Origin of the sequence: Micromonospora sp. NPDC000316 (assembly GCF_042898885.1) — a bacterium.
Classification (GTDB): Bacteria; Actinomycetota; Actinomycetes; order Mycobacteriales; family Micromonosporaceae; genus Micromonospora.
In genome coordinates this window covers 173,688-195,837 of record NZ_JBIAZG010000008.1, presented here as the reverse complement: position 1 = coordinate 195,837, position 22,150 = coordinate 173,688, and the positions used below count along the sequence as shown (strand labels likewise).

At 71.7% G+C, this 22,150-nt stretch carries 15 protein-coding genes; 13 read left to right on the top strand and 2 right to left on the bottom strand.

Features of this window, described 5'->3' with window-relative positions; all coding sequences use genetic code 11:
• Nucleotides 1–27 precede the first annotated feature (27 nt).
• From ACFY2Q_RS18355 to ACFY2Q_RS18305, 11 genes are all read left to right on the top strand, one after another.
• On the top strand, nt 28–1,971 hold the full coding sequence (locus ACFY2Q_RS18355) for an amylo-alpha-1,6-glucosidase (protein WP_387131598.1): 1,944 nt from the start codon (nt 28–30) through the stop codon (nt 1,969–1,971).
• Nucleotides 1,972–2,110: 139 nt separating this feature from the next.
• Complete coding sequence (locus ACFY2Q_RS18350) at nt 2,111–3,445, top strand: glycosyltransferase family 4 protein (protein WP_387131597.1); 1,335 nt, start codon at nt 2,111–2,113, stop codon at nt 3,443–3,445.
• An 85-nt stretch (nt 3,446–3,530) separates the two neighbouring features.
• The gene (locus ACFY2Q_RS18345; RefSeq protein ID WP_387131595.1) at nt 3,531–5,363 is read left to right on the top strand and encodes a serine/threonine-protein kinase; all 1,833 of its coding nucleotides are present in this window, start codon (nt 3,531–3,533) and stop codon (nt 5,361–5,363) included.
• A 118-nt stretch (nt 5,364–5,481) separates the two neighbouring features.
• A complete protein-coding gene (locus ACFY2Q_RS18340) occupies nt 5,482–7,116 on the top strand; it encodes a serine/threonine-protein kinase (protein ID WP_387131594.1) in 1,635 nt (544 codons plus the stop codon).
• A 101-nt stretch (nt 7,117–7,217) separates the two neighbouring features.
• Nucleotides 7,218–8,027 carry a metal-dependent hydrolase gene (locus tag ACFY2Q_RS18335; RefSeq protein WP_387131592.1) on the top strand — a complete coding sequence of 270 codons (810 nt, stop codon included), beginning with the start codon at nt 7,218–7,220 and terminating at the stop codon, nt 8,025–8,027.
• A gap of 410 nt (nt 8,028–8,437) precedes the next feature.
• Nucleotides 8,438–9,496: a LacI family DNA-binding transcriptional regulator gene (locus tag ACFY2Q_RS18330; RefSeq protein WP_387131591.1), complete on the top strand. Its 1,059-nt coding sequence runs from the start codon at nt 8,438–8,440 to the stop codon at nt 9,494–9,496.
• A gap of 85 nt (nt 9,497–9,581) precedes the next feature.
• Nucleotides 9,582–10,889 carry an ABC transporter substrate-binding protein gene (locus ACFY2Q_RS18325; protein WP_387131588.1) on the top strand — a complete coding sequence of 436 codons (1,308 nt, stop codon included), beginning with the start codon at nt 9,582–9,584 and terminating at the stop codon, nt 10,887–10,889.
• 67 nt (nt 10,890–10,956) lie between these two features.
• The gene (locus ACFY2Q_RS18320) at nt 10,957–11,919 is read left to right on the top strand and encodes a carbohydrate ABC transporter permease (RefSeq protein ID WP_387131585.1); all 963 of its coding nucleotides are present in this window, start codon (nt 10,957–10,959) and stop codon (nt 11,917–11,919) included.
• Nucleotide 11,920: 1 nt separating this feature from the next.
• On the top strand, nt 11,921–12,808 hold the full coding sequence (locus tag ACFY2Q_RS18315; protein ID WP_387131583.1) for a carbohydrate ABC transporter permease: 888 nt from the start codon (nt 11,921–11,923) through the stop codon (nt 12,806–12,808).
• Nucleotides 12,805–15,036, top strand: coding sequence for an alpha-xylosidase (gene yicI, locus ACFY2Q_RS18310; RefSeq protein WP_387131580.1), 2,232 nt, complete (start codon nt 12,805–12,807; stop codon nt 15,034–15,036). Before ACFY2Q_RS18315 ends, yicI begins: the two co-directional genes overlap by 4 nt.
• Nucleotides 15,033–16,442 carry a GH1 family beta-glucosidase gene (locus tag ACFY2Q_RS18305; protein WP_387131578.1) on the top strand — a complete coding sequence of 470 codons (1,410 nt, stop codon included), beginning with the start codon at nt 15,033–15,035 and terminating at the stop codon, nt 16,440–16,442. Before yicI ends, ACFY2Q_RS18305 begins: the two co-directional genes overlap by 4 nt.
• Before the next feature lie 309 nt (nt 16,443–16,751).
• Here ACFY2Q_RS18305 and ACFY2Q_RS18300 read toward each other — a convergent pair whose 3' ends face one another.
• A complete protein-coding gene (locus tag ACFY2Q_RS18300) occupies nt 16,752–17,345 on the bottom strand; it encodes an NTP transferase domain-containing protein (protein ID WP_387131575.1) in 594 nt (197 codons plus the stop codon).
• A 365-nt stretch (nt 17,346–17,710) separates the two neighbouring features.
• Here ACFY2Q_RS18300 and ACFY2Q_RS18295 point away from each other — a divergent pair, with 365 nt between their 5' ends.
• Nucleotides 17,711–18,430 (top strand): alpha/beta fold hydrolase, encoded by a 720-nt coding sequence (locus tag ACFY2Q_RS18295; protein WP_387131573.1) that lies wholly within the window; start codon nt 17,711–17,713, stop codon nt 18,428–18,430.
• 64 nt (nt 18,431–18,494) lie between these two features.
• Here the strand turns inward: ACFY2Q_RS18295 and ACFY2Q_RS18290 are convergent, their stop codons facing one another.
• Nucleotides 18,495–20,204 (bottom strand): bifunctional 3'-5' exonuclease/DNA polymerase, encoded by a 1,710-nt coding sequence (locus ACFY2Q_RS18290; protein ID WP_387131570.1) that lies wholly within the window; start codon nt 20,202–20,204, stop codon nt 18,495–18,497.
• A gap of 137 nt (nt 20,205–20,341) precedes the next feature.
• Between ACFY2Q_RS18290 and ACFY2Q_RS18285 the strand changes: the two genes are divergently transcribed.
• A complete protein-coding gene (locus ACFY2Q_RS18285; protein WP_387131679.1) occupies nt 20,342–22,126 on the top strand; it encodes an ABC transporter transmembrane domain-containing protein in 1,785 nt (594 codons plus the stop codon).
• Nucleotides 22,127–22,150: the final 24 nt, after the last annotated feature.

Genomic DNA, 22,150 nt, shown 5'->3' with positions numbered 1-22,150 from the left:
TTACACCTTGCCGCCGGTGGAGGAAAGTTGATCGACATTCACTTCGGCCCGCAGGTCTGCGGCGATCTGGCGAGCGCCTCCAGCCGGGAGTGGCTGGTGCCCGACGGTGTCGGCGGGTACGCGATGGGTACGGTCTCCGGGCTGCGGACCCGCCGCTACCACGGTCTGCTTGTGGTGCCGGGTGAAACCCCGGCGTCCCGCCGCGTGGGACTGACAAGTCTCGATCCGGCGGTCACCCTGCCGTCGGGCGCGCGGGTCCGGCTCGGCGCGCACGAGTGGGCCTCCGGTGACGTCGACCCGCGCGGCTTCGAGTTGCTGGAACGCTTCGAACTTGTCGACGGCCTGCCCCGGTGGCGGTGGCGGATCGGCGACGTCGTGATCGAGCGGGAGCTGGCCATGCTGCCCGGCCGGTCGTGCGTGGCGGTGGTGCACCGGCTGATCGCCGGCGGGCCGGTCCGGCTGGAGCTGTCGGCCGCCTGCACGTGGCGCGACGCGCACGGCGAGCGGCGAGCCGACGGTCCGACGCCGCAGGTCGAGACGGTCGCCGACGGCGCGGTGATCGAGGGTGCGTACCGGCTGGCCGGCCCGGGCTGGACGCCCGAGGGGCAGTGGTGGCTGGGTGTGCACCACCGGGAGGAGGCCGCCCGGGGCCTGCACCCGGACGAGGACGTCTGGTACGCGGGGCGCTTCGTCGGCGAGTTGGAGCGACCCGGCGACACGGTGTCGGTGCGGGCCTGGGCCGATCCGCTCGACCTGGAGCCGCCGTCGGCGGAGGAGATCGTGGCGACGGCCCGGCGGCGCAACCGGCAGGTGGTGGCGACGGCGAAGCCGGCCGACGACATCGATGCGACACTGGCGCTGGCCGCCGACGCGTTCGTGGTGCGCACCCACCACGCGGCTGTCGACGTGGTGGCCGGATACCCGTGGTTCGGCGCCTGGTCGCGGGACACGATGATCTCGTACGAGGGGCTGTTCCTCTGCACCGGTCGCGCCGACGAGGGCCGGGAGCTGCTGCGGTCGTACGCGGCGACGCTGTCCGAGGGGATGCTGGCCAACACGGCCGACACCGGTCGGGTCGAGTACAACACCGTCGACGGCACGCTGTGGTTCCTGCACGCGGTGAGCCGACACGTCACCGTCACCGGCGACACCGACCTCGGCGACGCGTTGCTGCCCGCGCTGCGGACGATCGTCGACGCCCACGTGGCCGGCACCCGCTACGGGATAGCCGTCGACCCGGCCGACGGGCTGCTCGCCCAGGGCGCGCCGGGCACCGCCCTGACCTGGATGGACGCCCGCGTGTACGGGGTGCCGGTCACCCCGCGTACCGGCAAGCCGGTCGAGGTCAACGCGCTGTGGATCAATGGGCTGGCCGGGCTCGCCGAGCTGACCGAGCTGGCCGGAAAGGACGCGGCCGACCTGTGGCGGCGGCACGGGCAGGCGACCGCCTCGTTCCGCGACCGTTTTCCGGCACCGACCGGCTGGCTGTACGACGTGCTGGACGCGCCCGCGCCCGCGTACCCGCTGGGTGGGGCTGCCCTGCACGACGACGACGCGCTGCGCCCCAACCAGCTGCTGGCCTGGTCGCTGCCGTTCGCGCCGCTGGAGCCGGACGAGCCGACGCTGCGCCGGGTCGCGGCCGGGCTGCTCACCCCGCTCGGGCCGCGCAGTCTCGCCCCGGATTCGCCGGAGTTCGTGGGCCGGCACCGGGGTGGCCCAGCCGAGCGGGACGGCGGCTACCACCAGGGCACGGTGTGGCCGTGGCTGCTCGGCCCGTACGTGGACGCGTGCCGCAGGGGCAAGATGTCGGTCGCTGACGTATTGGTCAGTATTGAGGCTCATCTGACCGAATATGGGTTAGGCTCGGTGAGCGAGACAGCCGACGGCCTCGCGCCGCACGCCGCGACCGGCTGCCCCTTCCAGGCATGGTCGGTCGCCGAGCTGCTGCGGGTGCGCCGAAAGGGCCAGTAGCGCTTTACATGACCGCAACGGCGGTGTCTCCGCTGGTTATCTCGGCCCCGGCAGGATGGGGCCCGATCCAGACGCGACGGTGGGCACCGGCTCCGGTGCCGGTCGACGCGCGCCCGGGGACAACTCGAAGGGGGCCGCCATGTCACCCGACGCCCACGTGATCGACATTCACCCTGCCCGGCAACTGCGGGTGCTGGTGCTGTCCTGGGAATATCCGCCGGTGCTCGTCGGCGGCCTCGGCCGCCACGTCCATGCCCTCTCCGTCGCCCTTGCCAGCGCCGGTCACGACGTCACAGTCGTCACCCGCCACGCCGAGGGCGCGCCGCTTGAGGAGTACGCCGACGGCGTCCGCATCCTGCGCGCCCCCGAAGACCCGGTCGCCTTCCCCCTCGCCACCGGCAGCCTCCTCGCCTGGACCATGGCCTTCAACCACACCCTCACCCGCACCGCCCTGCGCGCCACCGAAGCCGGCCGCTACGACGTCATCCACGCCCACGACTGGCTCGTCGCCCACACCGCCATCACCCTCTCCGAACACCTGGACCTGCCGCTTGTCACGACCATGCACGCCACCGAGGCCGGCCGGCACCAGGGCTGGCTGCCCGAGGAGATGAACCGCACCATCCACGGCGTCGAGCACTGGCTGACCGGCTCCTCCACTCGGGTGATCACCTGCTCGGGTTACATGCGCGACCAGGTGGGCGCGCTCTTCGACGTACCGGCCGAGCAGGTCGACGTGGTGCCCAACGGCGTCGACGACAGGGCCTGGCGGGCCCGGCCGCGCGCGGTCGCGTCGGCCCGGGCCCGGTTCGCCGCGGACGGCCCCCTGGTCGGGTACGCCGGACGGCTCGTCTACGAGAAGGGCGTGCAGCACCTGGTGCACGCCGTACCCCGGCTGCGCGAGCGGCACCCCGGGCTGCGAGTGGTGATCGCCGGCGACGGTCCCTACCGCGCCGAGTTGGAGGCCGAGGCTCGCCGCCTGGCGCTCAACGCGACAGTCAGCTTCACGGGTTTCCTCGACGCCACCCAACTGCCGGCGGTGCTGGGCGCCACCGACGCGACAGTGGTTCCCAGCCTCTACGAACCGTTCGGCATGGTGGCGCTGGAGGCTGCGGCCGCCGGCGCGCCACTGGCGGTGGCCCGCACCGGCGGTCTCGCCGAGATCGTCGAGCCCGGCGTGACGGGTGTGACGTTTCCGCACAGCGACCCGGACGCCCTCGCCGGAGCGGTCGGTCAGCTCCTCGGCGACGAGGTCTTCGCCAGGCGGATGGCCCGACGCGCCCGCGCCATGGTCGGCGAGCGGTACGGCTGGGCCGCCATCGCGGCGCGCACCGCCAACAGTTACGCCACCGCCCGTCGCGAGCATGGTCCGCTGCAAGCCCGACGCGCCGCCGCCCGACTGGCGGCTGGCCGTAACCGGATCGCCGTCCCGGAGGGCAATCTGCTCGCCGCCGTCGACCACGCTGCATGCTGAGTTCTACGTCAAATGACCTATAGGTGACTTCCGATCCGCTGGTTAGGGTGTAGCCCGGACAGCGGCTGAGGAGGAGCGTGCGCAGGTGCTGATCGCTGGTCGGTACCGGCTGCTCGACCTGGTGGGTCGCGGGGGCATGGGTCGGGTGTGGCGAGCCCACGACGAGATGCTGCACCGCGAGGTCGCCGTCAAGGAGGTCGTCCCGCCGACCTGGCTTACCGACCACGATCGGGCCGAGCTGCGCTCGCGCACCCTGCGGGAGGCGCGCACCGCGGCCCGGCTCAACCACCCCGCCGTGGTCCGGCTCTACGACGTCGTCCTGGTCGAGGGCAGCCCGTGGATCGTGATGGAGTACGTCCCCTCGCGCACCCTGCAGGACGTCCTCGACGGCGAAGGACCACTGGAGCCGGCCCGCGCCGCCCGGATCGGCCTGGCGCTGCTCGACGCGCTGCGGGCCGCGCACGCGGCAGGGGTGCTGCACCGCGACGTCAAACCGCAGAACGTGCTCATGGCCCACGACGGGCGGGTGATGCTCACCGACTTCGGACTCGCCACCTTCGAGGGCGGCGAGAGCGCGATGACCCGCCCCGGAATGGTGGTCGGCTCACCGCAGTACGTAGCCCCGGAGCGCGCCGCGGAGGGGGTTTCCACTGTGGCAGCCGACCTGTGGTCACTCGGCGCCACACTGCACGCCGCCGTGGAGGGCCGCTCCCCGTACGCCCGCAGCAACGCGATGGCCACGCTCAGCGCTTTGGCCGCCGGCCCGCCGGACCCGGCACCCCACGCCGGGCCGCTCGCGCCGGTCCTCGCCGGCCTGCTGCGGCGCGACCCGCACCAACGCCTCGGCCACGACGAGGCCCACGAACTGCTCACCGCCGCCGCGACCGGCAGCGTCGCCCGTCCGCAAGCGACCCCGTTCCCAGCGGCCCCGACACAGGCGGCCCCGGCACACGTGGCCTCGGTCGACTCGACGTGGCGGCCGGAGGACGTGACCGGCTGGGACCCCACCGCCCCGATGGCCGAACCCGACACGTCCGGCGCTCGCCCGGTCGACGCCAGCGCGACCCGTGCCAGCACTGCCGACGCAGGCCCGGTCGACGCCAGCCCGGGTGGCGTGCCTCCGGCGGATGCGGCATCCACCGCACCGGCTGCCACATCCGCCCGATCGGAGGTGCGGCCCGCGGCGCGCCGGGCGGCCCTGGTCGTCACCGCGCTGCTGGTAGCGGCCGCGGCGGGCATCGGCACCGCGCTGGCGTTCGACGGCGACGGGTCGAGCGACACCGCCGCCCGACCCACCGCGCCGCCGCCTGACCAACTGCCCGGCGGCGACCGCGACGGGCCATACGGCGACGGGCCGCCGCCCGGGGACGCCCGGGGACGGCCCCTCCCACCGCCGGACGGTCGCGACATCGCCCCTCCCCCATTCGCCTGCGTGCGCCCGGACATCGTCGGCGCGCCGGTGCCGGCGGCGTCGCCGCCACGGGGCGAGCGGTTGCGGCCTCCGCCTGGCTGGGTCTGGCACGCCGACACCTCCGGTTTCCGGGTCTCCGTACCGGCGACCTGGCGCTACTCCCGCGACGGCGCTGTGGCCTGCTTCCAGGACCCGGCGACGGGCCGGGCCTTCAGCGTCACCGAGGGTGGCGCTTCCGACCCGATGACCCGGCTGCGTGCGCTGCGCGACGCGGCGGCCGCGGCCGGGGCTCTGGTGGGGTACGACGAGATCCGGCTCGCCGTCACCGACGCGGGCGCGGAGTGGGAGTCCCGGTGGCGGACCCCGCACGGCGGAATGCTGCACGCACGGCAACAGGTCGTCGGGAGCGAACGCTGGACCCTGGGCTGGATCACCGACGACGGGGACTGGACGGCCGCCGGCGCGGACTGGACGACTGTGCGAAAGAGTTTCCGACCACCCCCCTGACCTGCGCCGGACGGCGGTGGCTGAGCCCCTGTCCGACATGGATCTAGGCCGCTCAGCGGATGAGAAATCCCGCATCGGTGGCTATCGTGTAACTCGGGGTGACCGAGGGGGCGCGACCGTGCAGCAGTTGCTGATCGCGGGTCGGTACCGGCTGCTCGACCTGGTCGGCACCGGCGGGATGGGCCGGGTGTGGCTGGCCCGCGACGAGATGTTGCACCGCGACGTCGCGGTGAAGGAGGTCGTGCCGCCGTCCTGGCTGGCCGAGCCCGACCGCGCGGATCTACGGTTTCGGACGCTGCGCGAGGCCCGCACGGCCGCGCGGCTCAACCACCCAAATGTCGTACGCATCTACGACGTCGTGCACGACCGGGACAGCCCGTGGATCGTGATGGAGTACGTGCCGTCCCGATCGTTGCAGCAGATCATCAGCACCGAAGGCCCGCTGAGCCCGGGGCGTACGGCTCGAATCGGGTTGGCGGTGCTCGCCGCGTTGCGGGCCGCGCACACCGCAGGCGTGCTGCACCGTGACGTCAAGCCGCACAACGTCCTGGTCGCCGACGACGGGCGGGTGGTGCTCACCGACTTCGGGCTGGCGACGTTCGACGGTGGCGACGGGGCGATGACCGGACCGGGCATGGTCTTCGGCTCACCGCAGTTCGTCGCACCGGAGCGGGCCCGCGAAGGTGTGTCGGACCCGCGAACCGACCTGTGGTCGCTTGGCGCGACGCTCTACGCGGCTGTCGAGGGGCGGGCCCCGTACGCCCGCTCCAGCGCGATGGCGACGCTCAGCGCGCTGGCCGTCGAACCGCCGGACCCGATGCGCCGCGCCGGTCCGTTGCGTCCGGCGCTCACCGGCCTGTTGCAGCGCGACCCGTGGCGGCGGTTGACCGCCGCCGAGGTGGCGCCGCTGCTGCGCGCCGCCGCGGCGGACCACGACCAGCCCACCGAGCCGCCCCGCTCGGCGGCGGTGGCGGCGCTGCGCGACGCGGGCCGGTCGGCGTCGCCAGCCTGGGTCGATCACCGGGATCAGGCCGATGAACCGCCTCCTCCGTCCGCCCGACCGGCGGCCCGCCGGGGCGGTAGGCGCGGACAGGTGATCGCCCTCGGTGGGGTGTTCACGGCTACCGTCCTGCTCATCGCCGGAGGTGTCACGGCGGCGCTTGTGAACCTCCACGGCGAGCGGACACCACCGTCGGGATCTGGGGGAGGCGCGACCGCCACCCGACCTGTCGCGTTCGCCTGCGCGACGCCCCCGCCACCCGCTGCCATCCCGGTGCCGTCGGTGTCCCGGCCCGCCGACTCGCGATACCGGCTGCGGGACGGCTGGACCTGGTACGACGACCCGGCCGGCTTCCGGATCGCGGCCCCGGTGGGGTGGGCGCGCTGGACGGACGGGGCGGTGACCTGCTTCCGGGAGCCGAGCGGGGCTCGGGTGCTCAGCGTCGAGGCGGGGCCGACGCATGTGGACCCGGTGGCGCACCTGAGGTCCGAGGAGATCCGGCTCGTCGGTGGCGAGGCACTGCCGGGCTACCGGAAGGTGGACCTGTCCGCGCTTGACGTCTTCGACGGCGGCGCGCTGTGGGAGTGCAGTTGGGAGAGCCCGGCCGGTGAGCGGGTGCACAGCATCCGGCTGCTCGCCAACACCTCGGCCGGGCGCGCGTACACCGTCTCGTGGTTGACAAAAGAGTTCGACTGGCAGGTCAACGCGGCATACTTCGTGATGATCCGGCAGAGCTTCACACCCACCCACTAACACTGTCCGTTGTAGACGGTCTGGCTGATCCCCCTGCGGCACGGCGCTGACTACAGTGGCGTAGTTTTGGCGCTCAAGATCCCTGGGGAGGGTGAGCCGAGATGATGGGACCGTCGCACGCGCTGTCCGGCGCGGCGGTATGGCTGGCCGGGTCCTGGGCACTGGACCAGTTCGCCGACTACCAGCAGTCACCGCTCGCGCTGGCGGTGGGCACCGCGGTGTGCGCGGGTGGTGCGCTCTTTCCCGACCTCGACCTGTCGGGCAAGGTGACCCGCAACCAGGGTGGCGCCACCGTGGCCCGCACATTCGGGGTCTTCTCACTCTTCGTCGCCGAGGTCATGGAGAAGATCTCCCTCGGCGTCTACTACGCGACGAAGCTCAGCAAGGATCCGCGCCGCAACAACGGGCACCGGACGCTTACCCACACCATCCCGTTCACGCTGCTCGTCGGCTGGGGCACCACAGCGCTCTGCGCCGCGTACGGCAAGTGGGCGGTGATCACGATCCTGTTCTTCATGTTCGGCCTCGCCCTGCGCGGGCTCTTCGACAGGTGGGCCGAGCGGGCCGGCTGGGTGATCGTGACCCTCGCGTCGGCCGGCGCGGCCTGGTTCACATTCGCCAACCTGCCCGGCGGGCGGGGCTATCCGCTGATCGGCACGGCCGTCGGGGTGGGCTGCTTCGTGCACATCCTCGGTGACATGATCACCAGAGCCGGGGTGCCGATCCTCTGGCCGATCCCGATCAAGCGACGCATGTGGACGATGATCGGCCTGCCCAACAGCATCGCCCTGCGTACCGGCAGCAAGACCGAGGTCGTCGTGCTGCGCACCATCATGACCGTGGTGTCGGTGCTCGCCACCGCAGGCCTGATCGCCCCCTCCGTGCTGCAGCGGTTCAACATCGATCTATGACCGGTGCGGCGCCACCGCCGCCACCGGGACCATCGTCGCCTCCGCTACCATCGTCGCCACCGCTGCCGCACTCGCCGGTGCCGGAGTCCTGACGCACGGTGCGGCCGCCCATGCCGGCCGCCGAACGTCTGCGCTGGTAGCCACCCCGCGCCCCGCGCCCCGGCGCGGCGGAGGCGGCGGCACCCGGGCGAGTCCGACCCCGAGTTCCGGGCGGCGCGTGAATGGGGCCGGGGCTGGCGCGGAGGGCTCCCGACATCATTTCGACATCACCTATTGACGACGACGTAACAGGTGGCCTAGCGTCTGTCGAACCGCTTCGTCGAAGCGCTTCGACAATTGATCGGAAGCGGTACGACGGCGGCTGAGGCGGTCCCACGGGGCCGGAGAACGAGGGCTGGAGGAGGTGCGCGATGGCCACCATGCACGACGTCGCCCGCCTCGCGCAGGTCTCGGTCAGCACCGTGTCGTACGTGCTCACCGGCACTCGGCCGATCTCGCAGGCCACCCGGGCCAAGGTCCTCGCCGCGATGGCTCAGCTTGACTACCAGCCCAACGCGATGGCCCGCGGCCTGGCCAGTCGGCGCAGTCGGATCCTGGGCCTGCTGATGCCCATGGACGAGCGCGGCCTGGGTGCGACCGAGACCGCGTTCGTCACCGGGGCTGCCGCCGCGGCCAGCGTCGCCGGCTACCACCTGGTGCTCTCCCCGATCGGCGGCGGCAACCTCGACGACCTCCGGCGGCTGGCCAGTCAGCGGATGCTCGACGGCGTCGTGCTGATGGAGGTGCAGCTCGCCGACGAGCGGGTCACGGTGCTCCAGGAGGGCGATGTTCCGCTGGTGCTGATCGGCCGCACCGGGGACGCCGACGCGCTCTCCTACGTCGATATCGACTTCGAGCAGACCGTGCGGGAGGCCGTCACCCACCTGGTCGGCCTGGGGCATCGGCACATCGTGTACGTCAACCACTCGGCCGCCACCCTGGCCAGCGGTTACGGCCCGGCTCTGCGTACTCGGGACGCGTTTGTCGCGGCCATGACCGGGCACGGCCTGGAACCGGTGATGATCCCCGCCGAGGACAGCGCGGCCGGCGGGCGGGCCGCCCTGGCCGCCGCGTTCGCGCGGACGCCGGAGTTGACAGCTGTGCTGGCCATGAACGAAACGGCGATCTTCGGCATCCTCGGCGAGTTGAAAGGTCGCGGGCTGTCGGTGCCCACCGACGTGTCGGTCGTCTCGATGGTTACCTCGCCGCAGGTCGCCGAGCTGGCCACACCGGCGTTGACCGCGATGACCTCGCCCGGGTCAGCCCTCGGCCGGATCGCGATCGAAGCGTTGGTGCGGCACCTGGACGGGGCCGGCGACGAGCGCCACCAGCAACTGCTGCCGTGCGCGCTGGAGATCCGCGGGTCGACCGCCGCGCCACGACGATCGACAGTGACCACCGCCGAACCGTTACCGACGGTCGGGGGCTGACAAGCAAAACGGCCCGTCGCCGCGTTGCAGCGCGACGACGGACCTTATCAAGCACCGGGGTCGATACTCAATGAGGAGGATAGCAATGCAGCAGCGATTCCGCCGGATCGTCGCCGCGATCGCCCTGGCGGCGACCGCGACGACGACAGTGGCCGCTTGTGGCAGTGGTGACAGTGGAGACGACAGCGGGGCCAAGACCCTCAAACTCTGGCACTACGAGAGCGCCAACAGCGCCATGGGCATCGCGTGGGACCGGGCGATCGAGATCTTCAAGGCCGAGCATCCGGGCGTCGAGGTGCGCTTCGAGCGCAAGGCGTTCGAGCAGATCCAGCAGAACGCCGGCATGATCATCAACTCGTCCGAGGGCCCGGACATCATGGAGTACAACAAGGGCAACGCCACGGCCGGCCTGCTCTCCTCCCAGGGTCTCCTCACCGACCTGAGCGGCGAGGCCGACAAGCGCGGCTGGGCCGACAAGCTGAGCCCGAGCCTGCAGACCACCGCCCGCTACAGCGACAAGGGCGTGATGGGCTCGGGCAACTGGTTCGGCGTGCCGAACTACGGCGAGTACGTCACGGTCTACTACAACAAGGACCTGTTCGAGAGCAACGGCGTGAAGGTGCCGACCACCCTCGCCGAGATGACCGCCGCGATGGACACCTTCGTCGGCAAGGGCGTCACCCCGCTGGGCGTGGCGGGTGCCGAATACCCGGCCGGGCAGCTCTTCTACCAGTTGGCGCTGGCCAAGGCCGACCGGCAGTTCGTCGACAACTACCAGCTCTACAAGAACCCCGTCGACTTCAAGGCCGACCCGCTGAAGTACGGCGCGGAGACCTTCGCCGACTGGGTGAAGAAGGGCTACGTCGCCAAGGACTCGGCGAGCCTCAAGGCCGAGGACATGGGCACCGCGTTCATCGGCGGCAAGACCCCGATGATCGTTTCGGGCAGCTGGTGGTACGGCCGGTTCAAGGCCGAGATGAAGGCCAACTGGGACACCTTCCTCTTCCCCGGCAACACCCTGCAGGCCGGCTCGTCCGGCAACCTGTGGGTGGTCCCGGAGTCCAGCAAGGCCAAGAGCCTGGCGTACGACTTCATCGACATCACGCTGCGTCCGGAGATCCAGGACCTGATCGGCAACAACGGTGGCGTCCCGGTTGCCGGTGACCCCGCGAAGATCAGCGACGCGAAGGACCGCAAGCTCATCGAGGACTTCAACACCGTCAGCAAGCAGGATGGCCTCGCGTTCTACCCGGACTGGCCGGTGCCCGGCTACTACGACGTGCTGGTCGGCGGCTTCCAGGCCCTGATCAACGGGTCCAAGTCTCCCGACCAGGTCCTCGACACGATCGCCAAGCCGTACGCCGATGGCGTCAAGGAGATCACCGGCAAGTGACGCGGCGGGCGGCGGGCACGACCGGCACGGCCGGCGTGCCCGCCCGCCCCACCGGGAAGGATCTTCCATGGCAGTCTCCGAGACCGTCGCCGCCCCGGCCGCGACACCAACCCCGCCCGCACCCCGCCGTGCTCCGCGCGGCCGCAACGCGGCGTACTGGCTCTACCTGCTCCCCGGAGCGGTGCTGTTCGTCCTGGTCATCGGCGCGCCGCTGGTCGGCACCCTCTACCTGTCGCTGACCAAGTGGTCAGGGGTCGGTGACCCCACATTCATCGGGCTGGACAACTACCGGCAACTGCTGCACGACGAGGTGTTCTGGGCGTCGTTCCGCAACACCGTCGCGATGCTCGTCGCCATGGTGGTGGCCCCCACCCTGCTCGGGCTGCTGCTCGCCTCGGTGCTCTTCGACGTCATCGGCCGCCGGTTCAAGCCGCGCACCGCCGCCGCCCTGCGGGCCGCGTTCTATCTCCCGCAGGTGCTGCCGGTAGTGGTGGCAGGCATCGTCTGGGGCTGGATCCTGCGCCCCGACGGCGCGTTCAACAGCCTGCTCGGCGCGGTCGGTCTGGGGGCGCTGCGCCACGACTGGCTCGGCGACCCGGACACGGCGCTGCCGGCCGTGATGGCGGTGATGATCTGGGTGCAGATCGGCTACCCCGTGGTCGTCTTCATGGCGGCGTTGCAGCGGGTAGACCCCGAGCTGTACGAGGCGGCCGAGGTCGACGGCGCGAACTGGATGCACCGGTTCCGGGCGATCACCCTGCCGCAGATCCGGCCGGAGACCTTCGTGGTGGCCCTGACCTGCACCATCGCCGCGTTGAAGGTGTTCGGGCCGATCTTCGCCCTGACCCGGGGTGGCCCGGAGAACGCCACGAACGTGCCGTCCTACTTCGCCTACTACACATTCTTCAAGAAGCTCCAGGTCGGGTACGGCTCCGCGATCTCGACCGTGCTCACACTGATCATCGTGGTGGTGGCCGTGGTCTTCATCTGGATGCAGGCCCGCAGCGAGCGCCGGGACCGGGGGTTCTGACATGGCCGTCACAGTCTCTCCGACCCCCGCGTCGACGGCGCCTCGTCGGCCGGTACGGGATCGGCACCACCGCGGCGTCGGCCGCTGGGTCGTGCTCGTCGTGGTCACGCTCGCCGCGCTCGCCATGCTTGTGCCGTTCGTGTTCATGCTGCTCAACGCGTTCAAGTCGCCCGGGGACTACTCGTCGAACGGGCCGCTGAGCTGGCCGAGCGAGTTCTACACCAAGGGCCTGCGGACGTACTGGACCGAGGTGAACTTCCCGCTGAAGTTGTGGAACTCGGCCCTCATCGCCGGGTCCGTGGCGGTGCTCGGCGTCGCCGTCTCCCTGCTCAACGCGTACGCCCTGGGCATCGGTCGCGTTCGGGGTCGGCTCTGGATCGTGGGGCTCTTCCTGCTGGCGAACATGCTTCCGCAGGAGGCGCTGATCTACCCGCTCTACTACGTGGCGAAGCAGGTCGGCCTCTACAACACCCAGCTCTCGGTGATCATCATCTTCACCGTGATCCAGAGCGCCTTCGGCACGTACCTGCTCGCCTCGGTGCTGAGCACGTTCCCGCGCTCGCTGCTGGAGGCCGCGTCGCTGGACGGCGCCGGCAAGTGGACGGTGCTGTGGCGGGTGGTCTTCCCCAACCTGCGGCCCACCCTCGCGGTGCTGCTCATCTTCTTCTTCATCTGGACCTGGAACGAGTTCCTCATTCCGCTGGTCATGCTGATCGACAACCAGACGCAGACCATCCCTGTCGCGATCGCGTCGTTGCAGGGCGACCGGCTGATGGACGCCCCGACGACGAACGCGGGCGCGTTGATCAGCCTGGTGCCGGCCATCCTCTTCTTCCTCATCTTCCAGCGCACTCTTGCGCGCGGCATCACGGCAGGAGCCGAGAAGTGAAGTTCACCGACGGGTACTGGCAACTGCGCCCGGGGGTAAGCGTCCTGCGCCCCGGCACAGTGGAATCGGTGGAGCCGGACGACAGTGGCTTCACCGTCTTCGCGCCGGCCGGTCAGATCACCGGTCGGGGTGACACCCTCAACCGCCCGGTGATCACGGTCCGGTTCTTCTCCCCCGCACCCGGCGTCGTGGGGGTCACCGTCGGCCACCACAGCGGTGGGCTGCCCCGCGAGCCGCACTTCGGGCTGACCACCGACGACGAGCACCCGGTGGCCGTCGACATCACCGGGATCACCGCCTCGCTCACCACAGGCGAGTTGACCGCCCGTGTCGCGCTCACCGACGGCTGGCGTGTCGAGTTCCTGCACGGCGACCGGCTGGTCACCGCGTCCACCGCGCGCAGCATCGGCATCGTCACCGACGCCGAGGGCCGCCAGCACGTGCACGACCGTCTCGCGCTCGGCGTCGGCGAGACGGTGTACGGGCTGGGCGAGCGGTTCGGCCCGTTCGTGAAGAACGGCCAGACCGTCGACATCTGGAACGCCGACGGTGGCACGGCAAGCGAGCAGGCGTACAAGAACGTGCCGTTCTATCTCAGCAGCGCCGGCTACGGGGTCTTCGTGGACCACCCGGAGCACGTGTCGTTCGAGGTCGGCTCGGAGGTCGTCTCGCAGACGCAGTTCAGCGTGGAGGGCCAGTCGCTTACCTACTACGTCATCGACGGGCCCACCCCGAAGGACGTGCTGCGCCGCTACACCGCGCTCACCGGCCGGCCGGCCCAGGTTCCCGCCTGGTCGTACGGGCTGTGGCTGTCGACGTCGTTCACCACGTCATACGACGAGAAGACGGTCACCGAGTTCGTCGACGGGATGGCCGAGCGGAACCTGCCGCTGTCGGTGTTCCACTTCGACTGCTTCTGGATGCGCCAGTTCCACTGGGTCGACTTCGTCTGGGACCCGGCGACGTTCCCCGACCCGGAGGGGATGCTGCGCCGGCTGCACGAGCGTGACCTGAAGGTGTGCGTCTGGATCAACCCGTACATCGCGCAGCGTTCGTACCTCTTCGAGGAGGGACGGCAGGCCGGCTACCTCGTCCTCAACCCCGACGGCTCGGTGTGGCAGTGGGACAAGTGGCAGGCCGGCATGGCGCTCGTCGACTTCACCAACCCCGACGCGGTCCGCTGGTTCACCGGCAAGCTCAAGGTCCTGCTGGACATGGGCGTCGACTGCTTCAAGACCGACTTCGGTGAGCGCATCCCGACCGACGTGGTGTGGCACGACGGCTCGGACCCGCAGCGGATGCACAACTACTACTCCTACCTCTACAACAAGGCGGTCTTCGAGCTGCTGGAGGCCGAGCGCGGCAAGGGCGAGGCCGTGGTGTTCGCCCGCTCGGCGACCACCGGCGGGCAGCAGTTCCCGGTGCACTGGGGCGGCGACTGCGAATCGACGTTCACGGCGATGGCCGAGTCGCTGCGCGGCGGGCTGTCCCTGGCCGCGTCCGGCTTCGGCTACTGGAGCCACGACATCGGCGGGTTCGAGGGCACCCCCGACCCGGCCGTGTTCAAGCGGTGGATCGCCTTCGGGCTGCTCTCCTCGCACTCCCGGCTGCACGGCTCCGGCTCGTACCGGGTGCCGTGGGCGTACGACGAGGAGTCCGTCGACGTGCTGCGGAAGTTCACCCAGCTCAAGCTCAGCCTGATGCCGTACCTGGCGGCGGCCGCCGAGGAGGCGCACCGCGACGGTACGCCGATGATGCGGCCGATGTTCGTGGAGTTCCCGGACGACCCGGCCGCCGCGCACCTGGACCGGCAGTACATGCTCGGCCCCGACGTGCTCGTCGCGCCGGTGCTCAGCGCCGACGGCGAGGTCACCTACTATGTGCCCGCCGGCACCTGGACGCACCTGGTCACCGGCGCGCAGGTCAGCGGCCCGGCGTGGGTCACCGAGAAGCACGGGTTCGACAGCGTGCCGGTGCTCGCACGGCCGGGCGCCGTCATCCCGTTCGGCTCCCGCACCGACCGGCCGGACTACGAGTGGGCCGACGATGTGCGGCTGCGGCTGTACGCACCGGCGGAGGGGCAACGGACCCGGGTACGGGTACCGTCACCCACGCACGGACCGGGCACCGAGTTCGACGTGCGCTACGAGGGCGGAACGGCCAGTGCCGAACTGGTCGCCGGCACCTCGACGGGCTACAGCTGCGAGATCCAGGGGACGCAACGATGACGCAACACCACTTCCCGGACGACTTCGTCTGGGGTTCGGCGACGGCCGCCTATCAGATCGAGGGCGCTGCCACCGAGGGCGGGCGTGGTCCGTCCATCTGGGACACCTACAGCCACACCCCGGGGCGGACGCTCAACGGCGACACCGGTGACGTGGCCGCCGACCACTACCACCTGTGGGCCGACGACCTCGGGCACATCGCCGACCTCGGGCTCGACGCGTACCGGTTCTCGATTTCCTGGCCGCGGGTGCAGCCGGGCGGCTCCGGGCGGTTCAACCAGGCCGGTCTGGACTTCTACTCCCGGCTGGTCGACGGGCTGCTGGAGCGCGGCATCCGCCCGGTCGCCACCATGTACCACTGGGACCTGCCCCAGGAGTTGGAGGACGCCGGCGGCTGGCCGGTGCGGGATACCGCGCTGCGCTTCGAGGAGTACGCGTCCGGGATCGTCGCCGCGCTCGGCGACCGGGTGCACACCTGGACCACGTTCAACGAGCCGTGGTGCTCGGCGTACCTCGGCTATGCGTCGGGCGTGCACGCGCCGGGGCGTACCGAACCGGCGGCGGCGCTTGCCGCGGTGCACCACCTCAACCTCGCGCACGGCCTGGCCGGGCGGGTGGTCCGGGAGCTGGCCCCGGCGGCTGAGCTGTCGGTGACGCTCAACCTGCACGTGGTCCGTGGGGCGTCCGACTCGGACGCGGACCGGGACGCGGTGCGGCGGATCGACGCGCTCGCCAACCGGGCGTTCCTCGGCCCGATGCTGGACGGGGCGTACCCGGCGGACCTGCTCGCCGACACCGCGCCTGTCACCGACTGGTCGTTCGTCCGCGACGGCGACGAGAAGCTGATCGCGGTGCCGCTGGACGTGCTCGGGGTGAACTACTACTCAAGCACCCTGGTCCGTGCCTGGGACGGGGTCTCGCCCCGCTCCGACGCGGACGGTCACGGCGCCTCGGCACACTCGCCGTGGGTCGGCGCCGACGACGTCGACTTCCTGCCGCAGCCCGGCCCGTACACGGCGATGGGTTGGAACATCGACCCGCCCGCGCTTACCGAGCTGCTGCTGCGTCTGCACCGCGAATACCCGAACCAGCCGATGATGATCACCGAGAACGGCGCGGCCTTCGAGGACGTGGTGTCGGCCGACGGCCGGATCCACGACGACCGGCGCATCGACTACCTGCGCCGCCACATCGGCGCGATGGCCGACGCCCGCGCGCAGGGCGCCGACGTCCGCGGCTACTTCGTCTGGTCGCTGCTTGACAACTTCGAGTGGGGCTACGGCTACGACCGCCGCTTCGGGATCATCCGCGTCGACTACGACACCCAGGAGCGCACCTGGAAGGACAGCGCCCACTGGTATCAGCGCCTCGCCGCGACCGGCGAGCTGGACCAGGCTTCGGAGTAACCGCACCACGACGCGCCGCCGGCTGCCCTGCCGTAGTGCGGGGCAGCCGGCGGCGCGCCTGCTGCCACCCCTGCCGGCCTTCTCGGCTGTCGGTAGGGATGGGCGGATCCTTTGCTCTGCTTCAACTGACGCAACACCCGGTGTCCGACTATCGGACGAGCGGTGGTGCGTGGGTTGAAGCAGAGCAAAGGAAGCGAAGGGTAGGTGCCCACCCCTCCCCCGACGTCACGCGTCACCGCGTTATCGCGTCACCGCTTCGGCTTGCCGGGTTGCCGGGTTGCCGGGTTGCCGGGTTGCCGAGCCAGCAAACTAGACGCCCACCCGCTGCGGCGGGACGGTCAGGCCGTAGAGCGCCATCAGCTCCGGGGTGTCGACCCGACTGCCGTCGGCCACCGAGTCGCAGGCGATGTCGACGATCTGGTCCTTGTGCGCCAGCAGGTACGGCCGGGCACCCACGTCGGCGCTGGCCAGAGTGGCGATGCCGGGCCAGTGCCGGCGGCCGAACAGCATGGGGTAACCGCGCAGCCCGTCGTAGGTGGCGCAGACCAGCACGTCCGGGTACGGCAGCGCGGACACCCGGCGGACCGCGGCGGCGGTCAGGCCCGGCATGTCGACCGGGACCACCACCACCGCCTCGATCCCCTCGTCGCCCATGGCGGCCAGGCCGGCCCGGATGGACGAGCCGACCCCGGTGCCCCATGCCTTGTTGATCACTACGGTGGCCTTGCCCAGGTCGGCGGTCTGTCGGACCTGCTCGGCGGCGGCACCCAGCACGACCACGATCTGCTCGCAGCCCGCCTCGGTCATCGTGTCGATCATCTGGTTGACCAGGGGCTTCTCCCCCTGGTGCAGCAGGGCTTCCGGGCCGCCGATGCGGCGACCACCCCCCGCGGCGATGATCATTCCTGCGATCCGGTTCAGAGCCAGGCTCCCTCCCACTTGGGGGCGACCTGGCCCCGGCCGTCCCGTCCTACGCACACCGACTGCAACGACTGGCACCAAAGGAGAGTGGCGGGGCAAATCGTATAGATTGGGTATCCTTCGCCAACCATCTCCTACTCGATGAAACCGTCCGAGCGGCCATGGTCGGCCTAGGCGAGTCGCGCGCGCGGCCGCTCGCCGCGCAAGCGCGCCGGCAGAGTGGTCCTAGCGCACCCCGCGACGGCTGTCCGCAATCTTGGCGATTCGCTCCGACCGGCGACGGGGCTGGGAGACGGTGTGGGACAAGGGCTCCTCGCCCGCCGCCCACCCGATACCTGGAGGTTGACGTGAGTGACGTGCCGCCGCCCGAGACTGCCCGCAACGTCGTACTGGTGCACGGCGCGTACGCCGACGGATCATCGTGGTCCGACGTTATCCCCGTCCTGCAACGAGCCGGGCTGAACGCCACCGCGGTGCAGAATCCGCTGACCTCGCTGGCCGATGACGTAGCCGCCACCCGACGCGCCCTCGACCGACAGGACGGCCCCACGGTGCTGGCCGGCCATTCCTGGGCCGGCACCGTCATCACCGAGGCCGGTGACCACCCGAACGTCACCGCCCTGGTCTACGTGGCCGCCCGGGCACCCGACGTCGGCGAGGACTACACCGCGCTCGCCGGCCAGTACCCGACCCCACCGGCCAACGCGGGGCTCGTTCACCATGACGGCTTCGCCCAGCTCAGCGAGGAGGCATTCCTGAACGACTTCGCCGGCGGGGTGGACGAGGCCCGCGCCCGGGCCCTCTACGCGGTCCAGGGGCCGATCGCCGGTGATCTGTTCAAGGCACGGACGACCACCGCCGCCTGGCGGGACAAACCCTGCTACTACTCGATCTCCACTCTCGACCGCACCACCGCACCCGAACTCGAACGGTTCCTGGCGCAACGGATGGGCGCCACCACCATCGAGGTCGAGTCGTCGCACCTGGCGATGGTCACCCACCCCGAGGCGATAGCCGACCTCATCCTGATGGCCGCGCAGGCAACGAGACAACACGGCGCCAGCTGATCCGGGACGGACCAGCTGGCGAACAAGGTGGAAAGCGCCGGCATTGCGTCGGAGCTGGGGCCGCTCAGGCCGCGTCGGCGTAGCAGTCGACGATGGACAGATCGAGCGGGAAGCGCACCGGGGTGTCACCAAACAGCAGCGCGGTGGCTCGCCGACCGGCCCGGTCCACGGCCTCGGCGACCGCCTCGGCCTGCTCCGCCGGGCAGTGCACGACCACCTCGTCGTGCTGGAAGAAGACCAACTCGGCGTCCGTGCCGGCCAGCGCGGTGCGCAGCGTGGCCAGCAGTGTGGACGCCCACTCCGCGGCCGTGGCCTGGATGACGAAGTTGCGGGTGAACCGGCCCCGCGACCGCGCGGCACGCGCCCGAGGGCTCTGCCGGTCGGCCGCGCTGTCCGGATCGACAGGCCCGTCGTCCGGGTCGCCGAACCCGAGCGAGCCGGGCGGGCACGTACGCCCCAGCCACGAACGCACCAACCCGCCCGCCTCACCTGTGCGCGCCGCCGCCTCGACGTAACCGAACGCCGTCGGGTAGCTGCGCTTCAACACCGCGAGCGCGGGCACCGCCGCCCCGCCGGTCTGCCCGTACATCGCGCCGAGCAGGGCCACCTTGGCCTTGGCCCGGTCGCCGGCGAACGAGTCGCGGGCCAGCGCGGCATAGAGGTCGCCGGCACCGCCCGCCGCCGCCAGCCGCGCGTCGCCGGAGACCGCCGCGAGCACGCGAGGCTCCAACTGGCCGGCGTCGGCGACCACAAACCGCCAGCCCGGATCGGCCACCACCGCGCGGCGGATCACCTTGGGGATCTGCAACGCACCCCCACCCCGGGTGGCCCAGCGCCCGGAGACCACGCCGCCCGGCACGTACTCCGGTTGGAAACGGCCGTCGCGCACCCACTGCTCACGCCACGACCAGCCGTGCGCCGTCCAGATCCGGTAGAGCTCCTTGTATTCCAGCACCAGCGGCACCGCCGGATGGTCGACCCCGCGCAGCACCCACGCCCGGGTGTTGGGCAGCTCCACCCCGACCCGGGCGAACGCCTTCAGCAGCTCGGCAGGCGAATCGGCGTGCAACTGCCGTACGCCCAACGCGTCGGCGATCCGGCTTGCCAACTCGGCAAGCCGGCGCGGTGGGCCGCCGACCGGGGACGGCTCGCCCAGCAGCTCGGCGAGGATCTCGTCGTGCACCTCGCCCCGCCAGGGCAGCCCGGCGACACCCATCTCCGCCGCGATCAGCGCGCCCGCCGACTCGGCGGCCACCAGCAACCGGAACCGGCCCGGATGCTCGGTGTCGGCGATGCGGGCGAGCTGGTCGGCGTACACCTGGGTCAGTGCCTCGATGCCCGGGCCCGACGGGCCGGGCAGCGAGTCAAAGAGCGCGGCCTGGCCGTGCCCGGGTGGCGCGGCGGCGCGCGGCGGCGGGTCGGGTGGCACCGCCGCGCCGGTCATGCGGGCCCAGGCGGCGGCCAACGACCGGGGCTCGCCCCAGCGGCCGGCGTGCCCGAGCAGCAGCGCCTCGGTCAGCTCCACATCGTGGCAGCGCTCGACGCGCGCCCCCGCGCGCAGCAACGCCGGATAGACCGTGCCGGCGGCCGACCAGACCCAGCGCGGACGCTCGACCGCCTCCCGAGCGGCCACGGCCGCGGCCAGGTCGGCGACGATCTCGGTCGGACCAGTCGGCCTGCCGGCGGCATCCAGCGGGCGCAGCTCGCCGCCGCCCCGCTCATCGGACACCACCGCCACCAGCACGGATGCGATTCTGCCTCGTCCCCCTGACATCGGCCGCGCCCAACCGACGGAACGGGGCGGCGCGGGCGAAAACGGGTCGGTGGATAGCGGAAGGGATCGGTAGCGTGAACCGGGTGCCCCCACAGATCCCACATCCCGATCCCGGCATTCCGGACACCAGGGGGCCGATGCGCTACCTGTGGTGGCTGGTCCGCCGCCAGCCCTGGCGGGTGCTTCGCGGGAGCCTCCTGGGCACGGCCTGGATGGTCGCGCTGTCGGCACGGCCCTATCTGATCGCCCGTGCCGTCGACGCCGGGCTGGGCGCCGGCGACATGCGGGCCCTGGCGTTCTGGGTCGCGGCGATCGTCGTCGCGGGCCTGGCGTTGTCGCTCGTGGGCACCATGCGACACCGCACGATGACGTTCATCCGGGAGGACGCCAAGGCCCGTTCCGCTGCCGTCGTGCTGCGCCAGGTGTCCCGGCTCGGCGCGGCCCTGCCGCGCCGGGTAGCCGCCGGCGAGGTGGCCACCATCGGTGGCTCCGACATCGACTGGTCGGCCCAGGTGTTGACGCTCACCGGGCCGGGCGTCGGCGCGGTCGTCGCGTACTCGGTCGTCGGCGTGCTGCTCTGGTCGATCTCCCCGATGCTCGCGCTCTGCGTGCTTGTGGGAGTGCCGGTGGTCGGGCTTGTCGTCGGGCCGTTGCTGCGCCGCCTGGAGCGGGCCGAGTCGGTCTACCGCAAGCAGCAGGGCGCGCTCACCGCCCGATCCGGCGACATCGTGGCCGGGCTGCGCGTGCTCGCCGGCGTGGGCGGCCGGGACCTGTTCGCCCGGCGGTACGCGGCCCGCTCCCAGGACCTGCGCGCCGAGGGCTACCGGGTGGGCGCGGTAAACAGTTGGATCGACGCGGTCACCGTCGCGATCCCCGGGTTGTTGCTGGCGGCGGTGGTGTGGCTGACGGCGCGGATGGCGGTCTCCGGTGATGTCACGGTCGGTGAACTGGTCGCCGTCTACGGCTACGTGGCGACCCTCATCGTGCCGGTCTGGTTCCTGCTGGAGGGCAGCTACCAGCTGATCCGGGGCCGGGTCGCCGCCCGGCGGATCGTCGCCCTGCTCAGGCTGTCCCCCGACGACGTCGGCGGCCCGGGCCGTCGGTGGCCGGGCGACGTGCCCGACGCACGCGGACCGGGCGACGTGCCCGACGCACGCGGGCCGAGTGGCGTGCCCGACGCACGTCGGCCGGGCGCCGTGGCCGCGCCGTCCCGCCTTGCCGACCTGCACGACCCGGTGTCCGGCCTTACCGTGCGCGTCGGCCGGCTGACCGGGGTGGCGGCCGACGACCCGGCCGCGGCTGTCGCATTGGCCGACCGGCTCGGCCGCTACGTCGTCAGCGACACCACCTGGGGCGGTGTGCCGCTGAGCGGGATCGCCCTGGACGAGATCCGGGCCCGGATCCTGGTGGCCGACCACGACTCGTACCTCTTCGCCGGAACTCTGCGGGACATCCTGCACGCGGCCGACGACGACCGGATCGCCGCGGCGCTGCGGGTCGCGTCGGCCGAGGATGTCGTCGACGCCCTGCCCGCCGGGCTGGACACCCCGATCGACGCCCGGGGGCGGACGCTCTCCGGGGGCCAGCGCCAACGGGTACGCCTGGCCCGGGCGCTCCTCGCCGAGCCGGAGGTGCTGATCCTCGTCGACCCGACGTCGGCCGTGGACGCGCACACCGAGGCGCGGATCGCCGAGCGGCTGCGTGTCGCGCGGGCCGGTCTGACCACTGTGGTGATCGCGACGTCGCCGCTGCTGCTCGGCCGGGCCGACCTGGTCGCGCACCTGAGCGCCGGCCGGATCACCGTCACCGGCAGCCACGCCTACCTGCTCGACCAGGACGCCGACTATCGGCACCTGGTGGCCCGGGGCAGCGGGGATTCCGACCTCGATGAGCGCGCCGACGCCGAGGAGGCGTACCGGTGAGCCGGCTGCCGGTGGCCGACCGGG

Coding starts and splice junctions, on each gene's coding strand:
- ACFY2Q_RS18350 (WP_387131597.1), top strand. CDS start 2,111: ATGTCACCCGACGCCCACGTGATCGACATTCACCCTGCCCGGCAACTG.
- ACFY2Q_RS18335 (WP_387131592.1), top strand. CDS start 7,218: ATGATGGGACCGTCGCACGCGCTGTCCGGCGCGGCGGTATGGCTGGCC.
- ACFY2Q_RS18330 (WP_387131591.1), top strand. CDS start 8,438: ATGGCCACCATGCACGACGTCGCCCGCCTCGCGCAGGTCTCGGTCAGC.
- ACFY2Q_RS18325 (WP_387131588.1), top strand. CDS start 9,582: ATGCAGCAGCGATTCCGCCGGATCGTCGCCGCGATCGCCCTGGCGGCG.
- ACFY2Q_RS18320 (WP_387131585.1), top strand. CDS start 10,957: ATGGCAGTCTCCGAGACCGTCGCCGCCCCGGCCGCGACACCAACCCCG.
- ACFY2Q_RS18315 (WP_387131583.1), top strand. CDS start 11,921: ATGGCCGTCACAGTCTCTCCGACCCCCGCGTCGACGGCGCCTCGTCGG.
- ACFY2Q_RS18305 (WP_387131578.1), top strand. CDS start 15,033: ATGACGCAACACCACTTCCCGGACGACTTCGTCTGGGGTTCGGCGACG.
- ACFY2Q_RS18300 (WP_387131575.1), bottom strand. CDS start 17,345: ATGATCATCGCCGCGGGGGGTGGTCGCCGCATCGGCGGCCCGGAAGCC.
- ACFY2Q_RS18290 (WP_387131570.1), bottom strand. CDS start 20,204: ATGTCAGGGGGACGAGGCAGAATCGCATCCGTGCTGGTGGCGGTGGTG.
- ACFY2Q_RS18285 (WP_387131679.1), top strand. CDS start 20,342: ATGCGCTACCTGTGGTGGCTGGTCCGCCGCCAGCCCTGGCGGGTGCTT.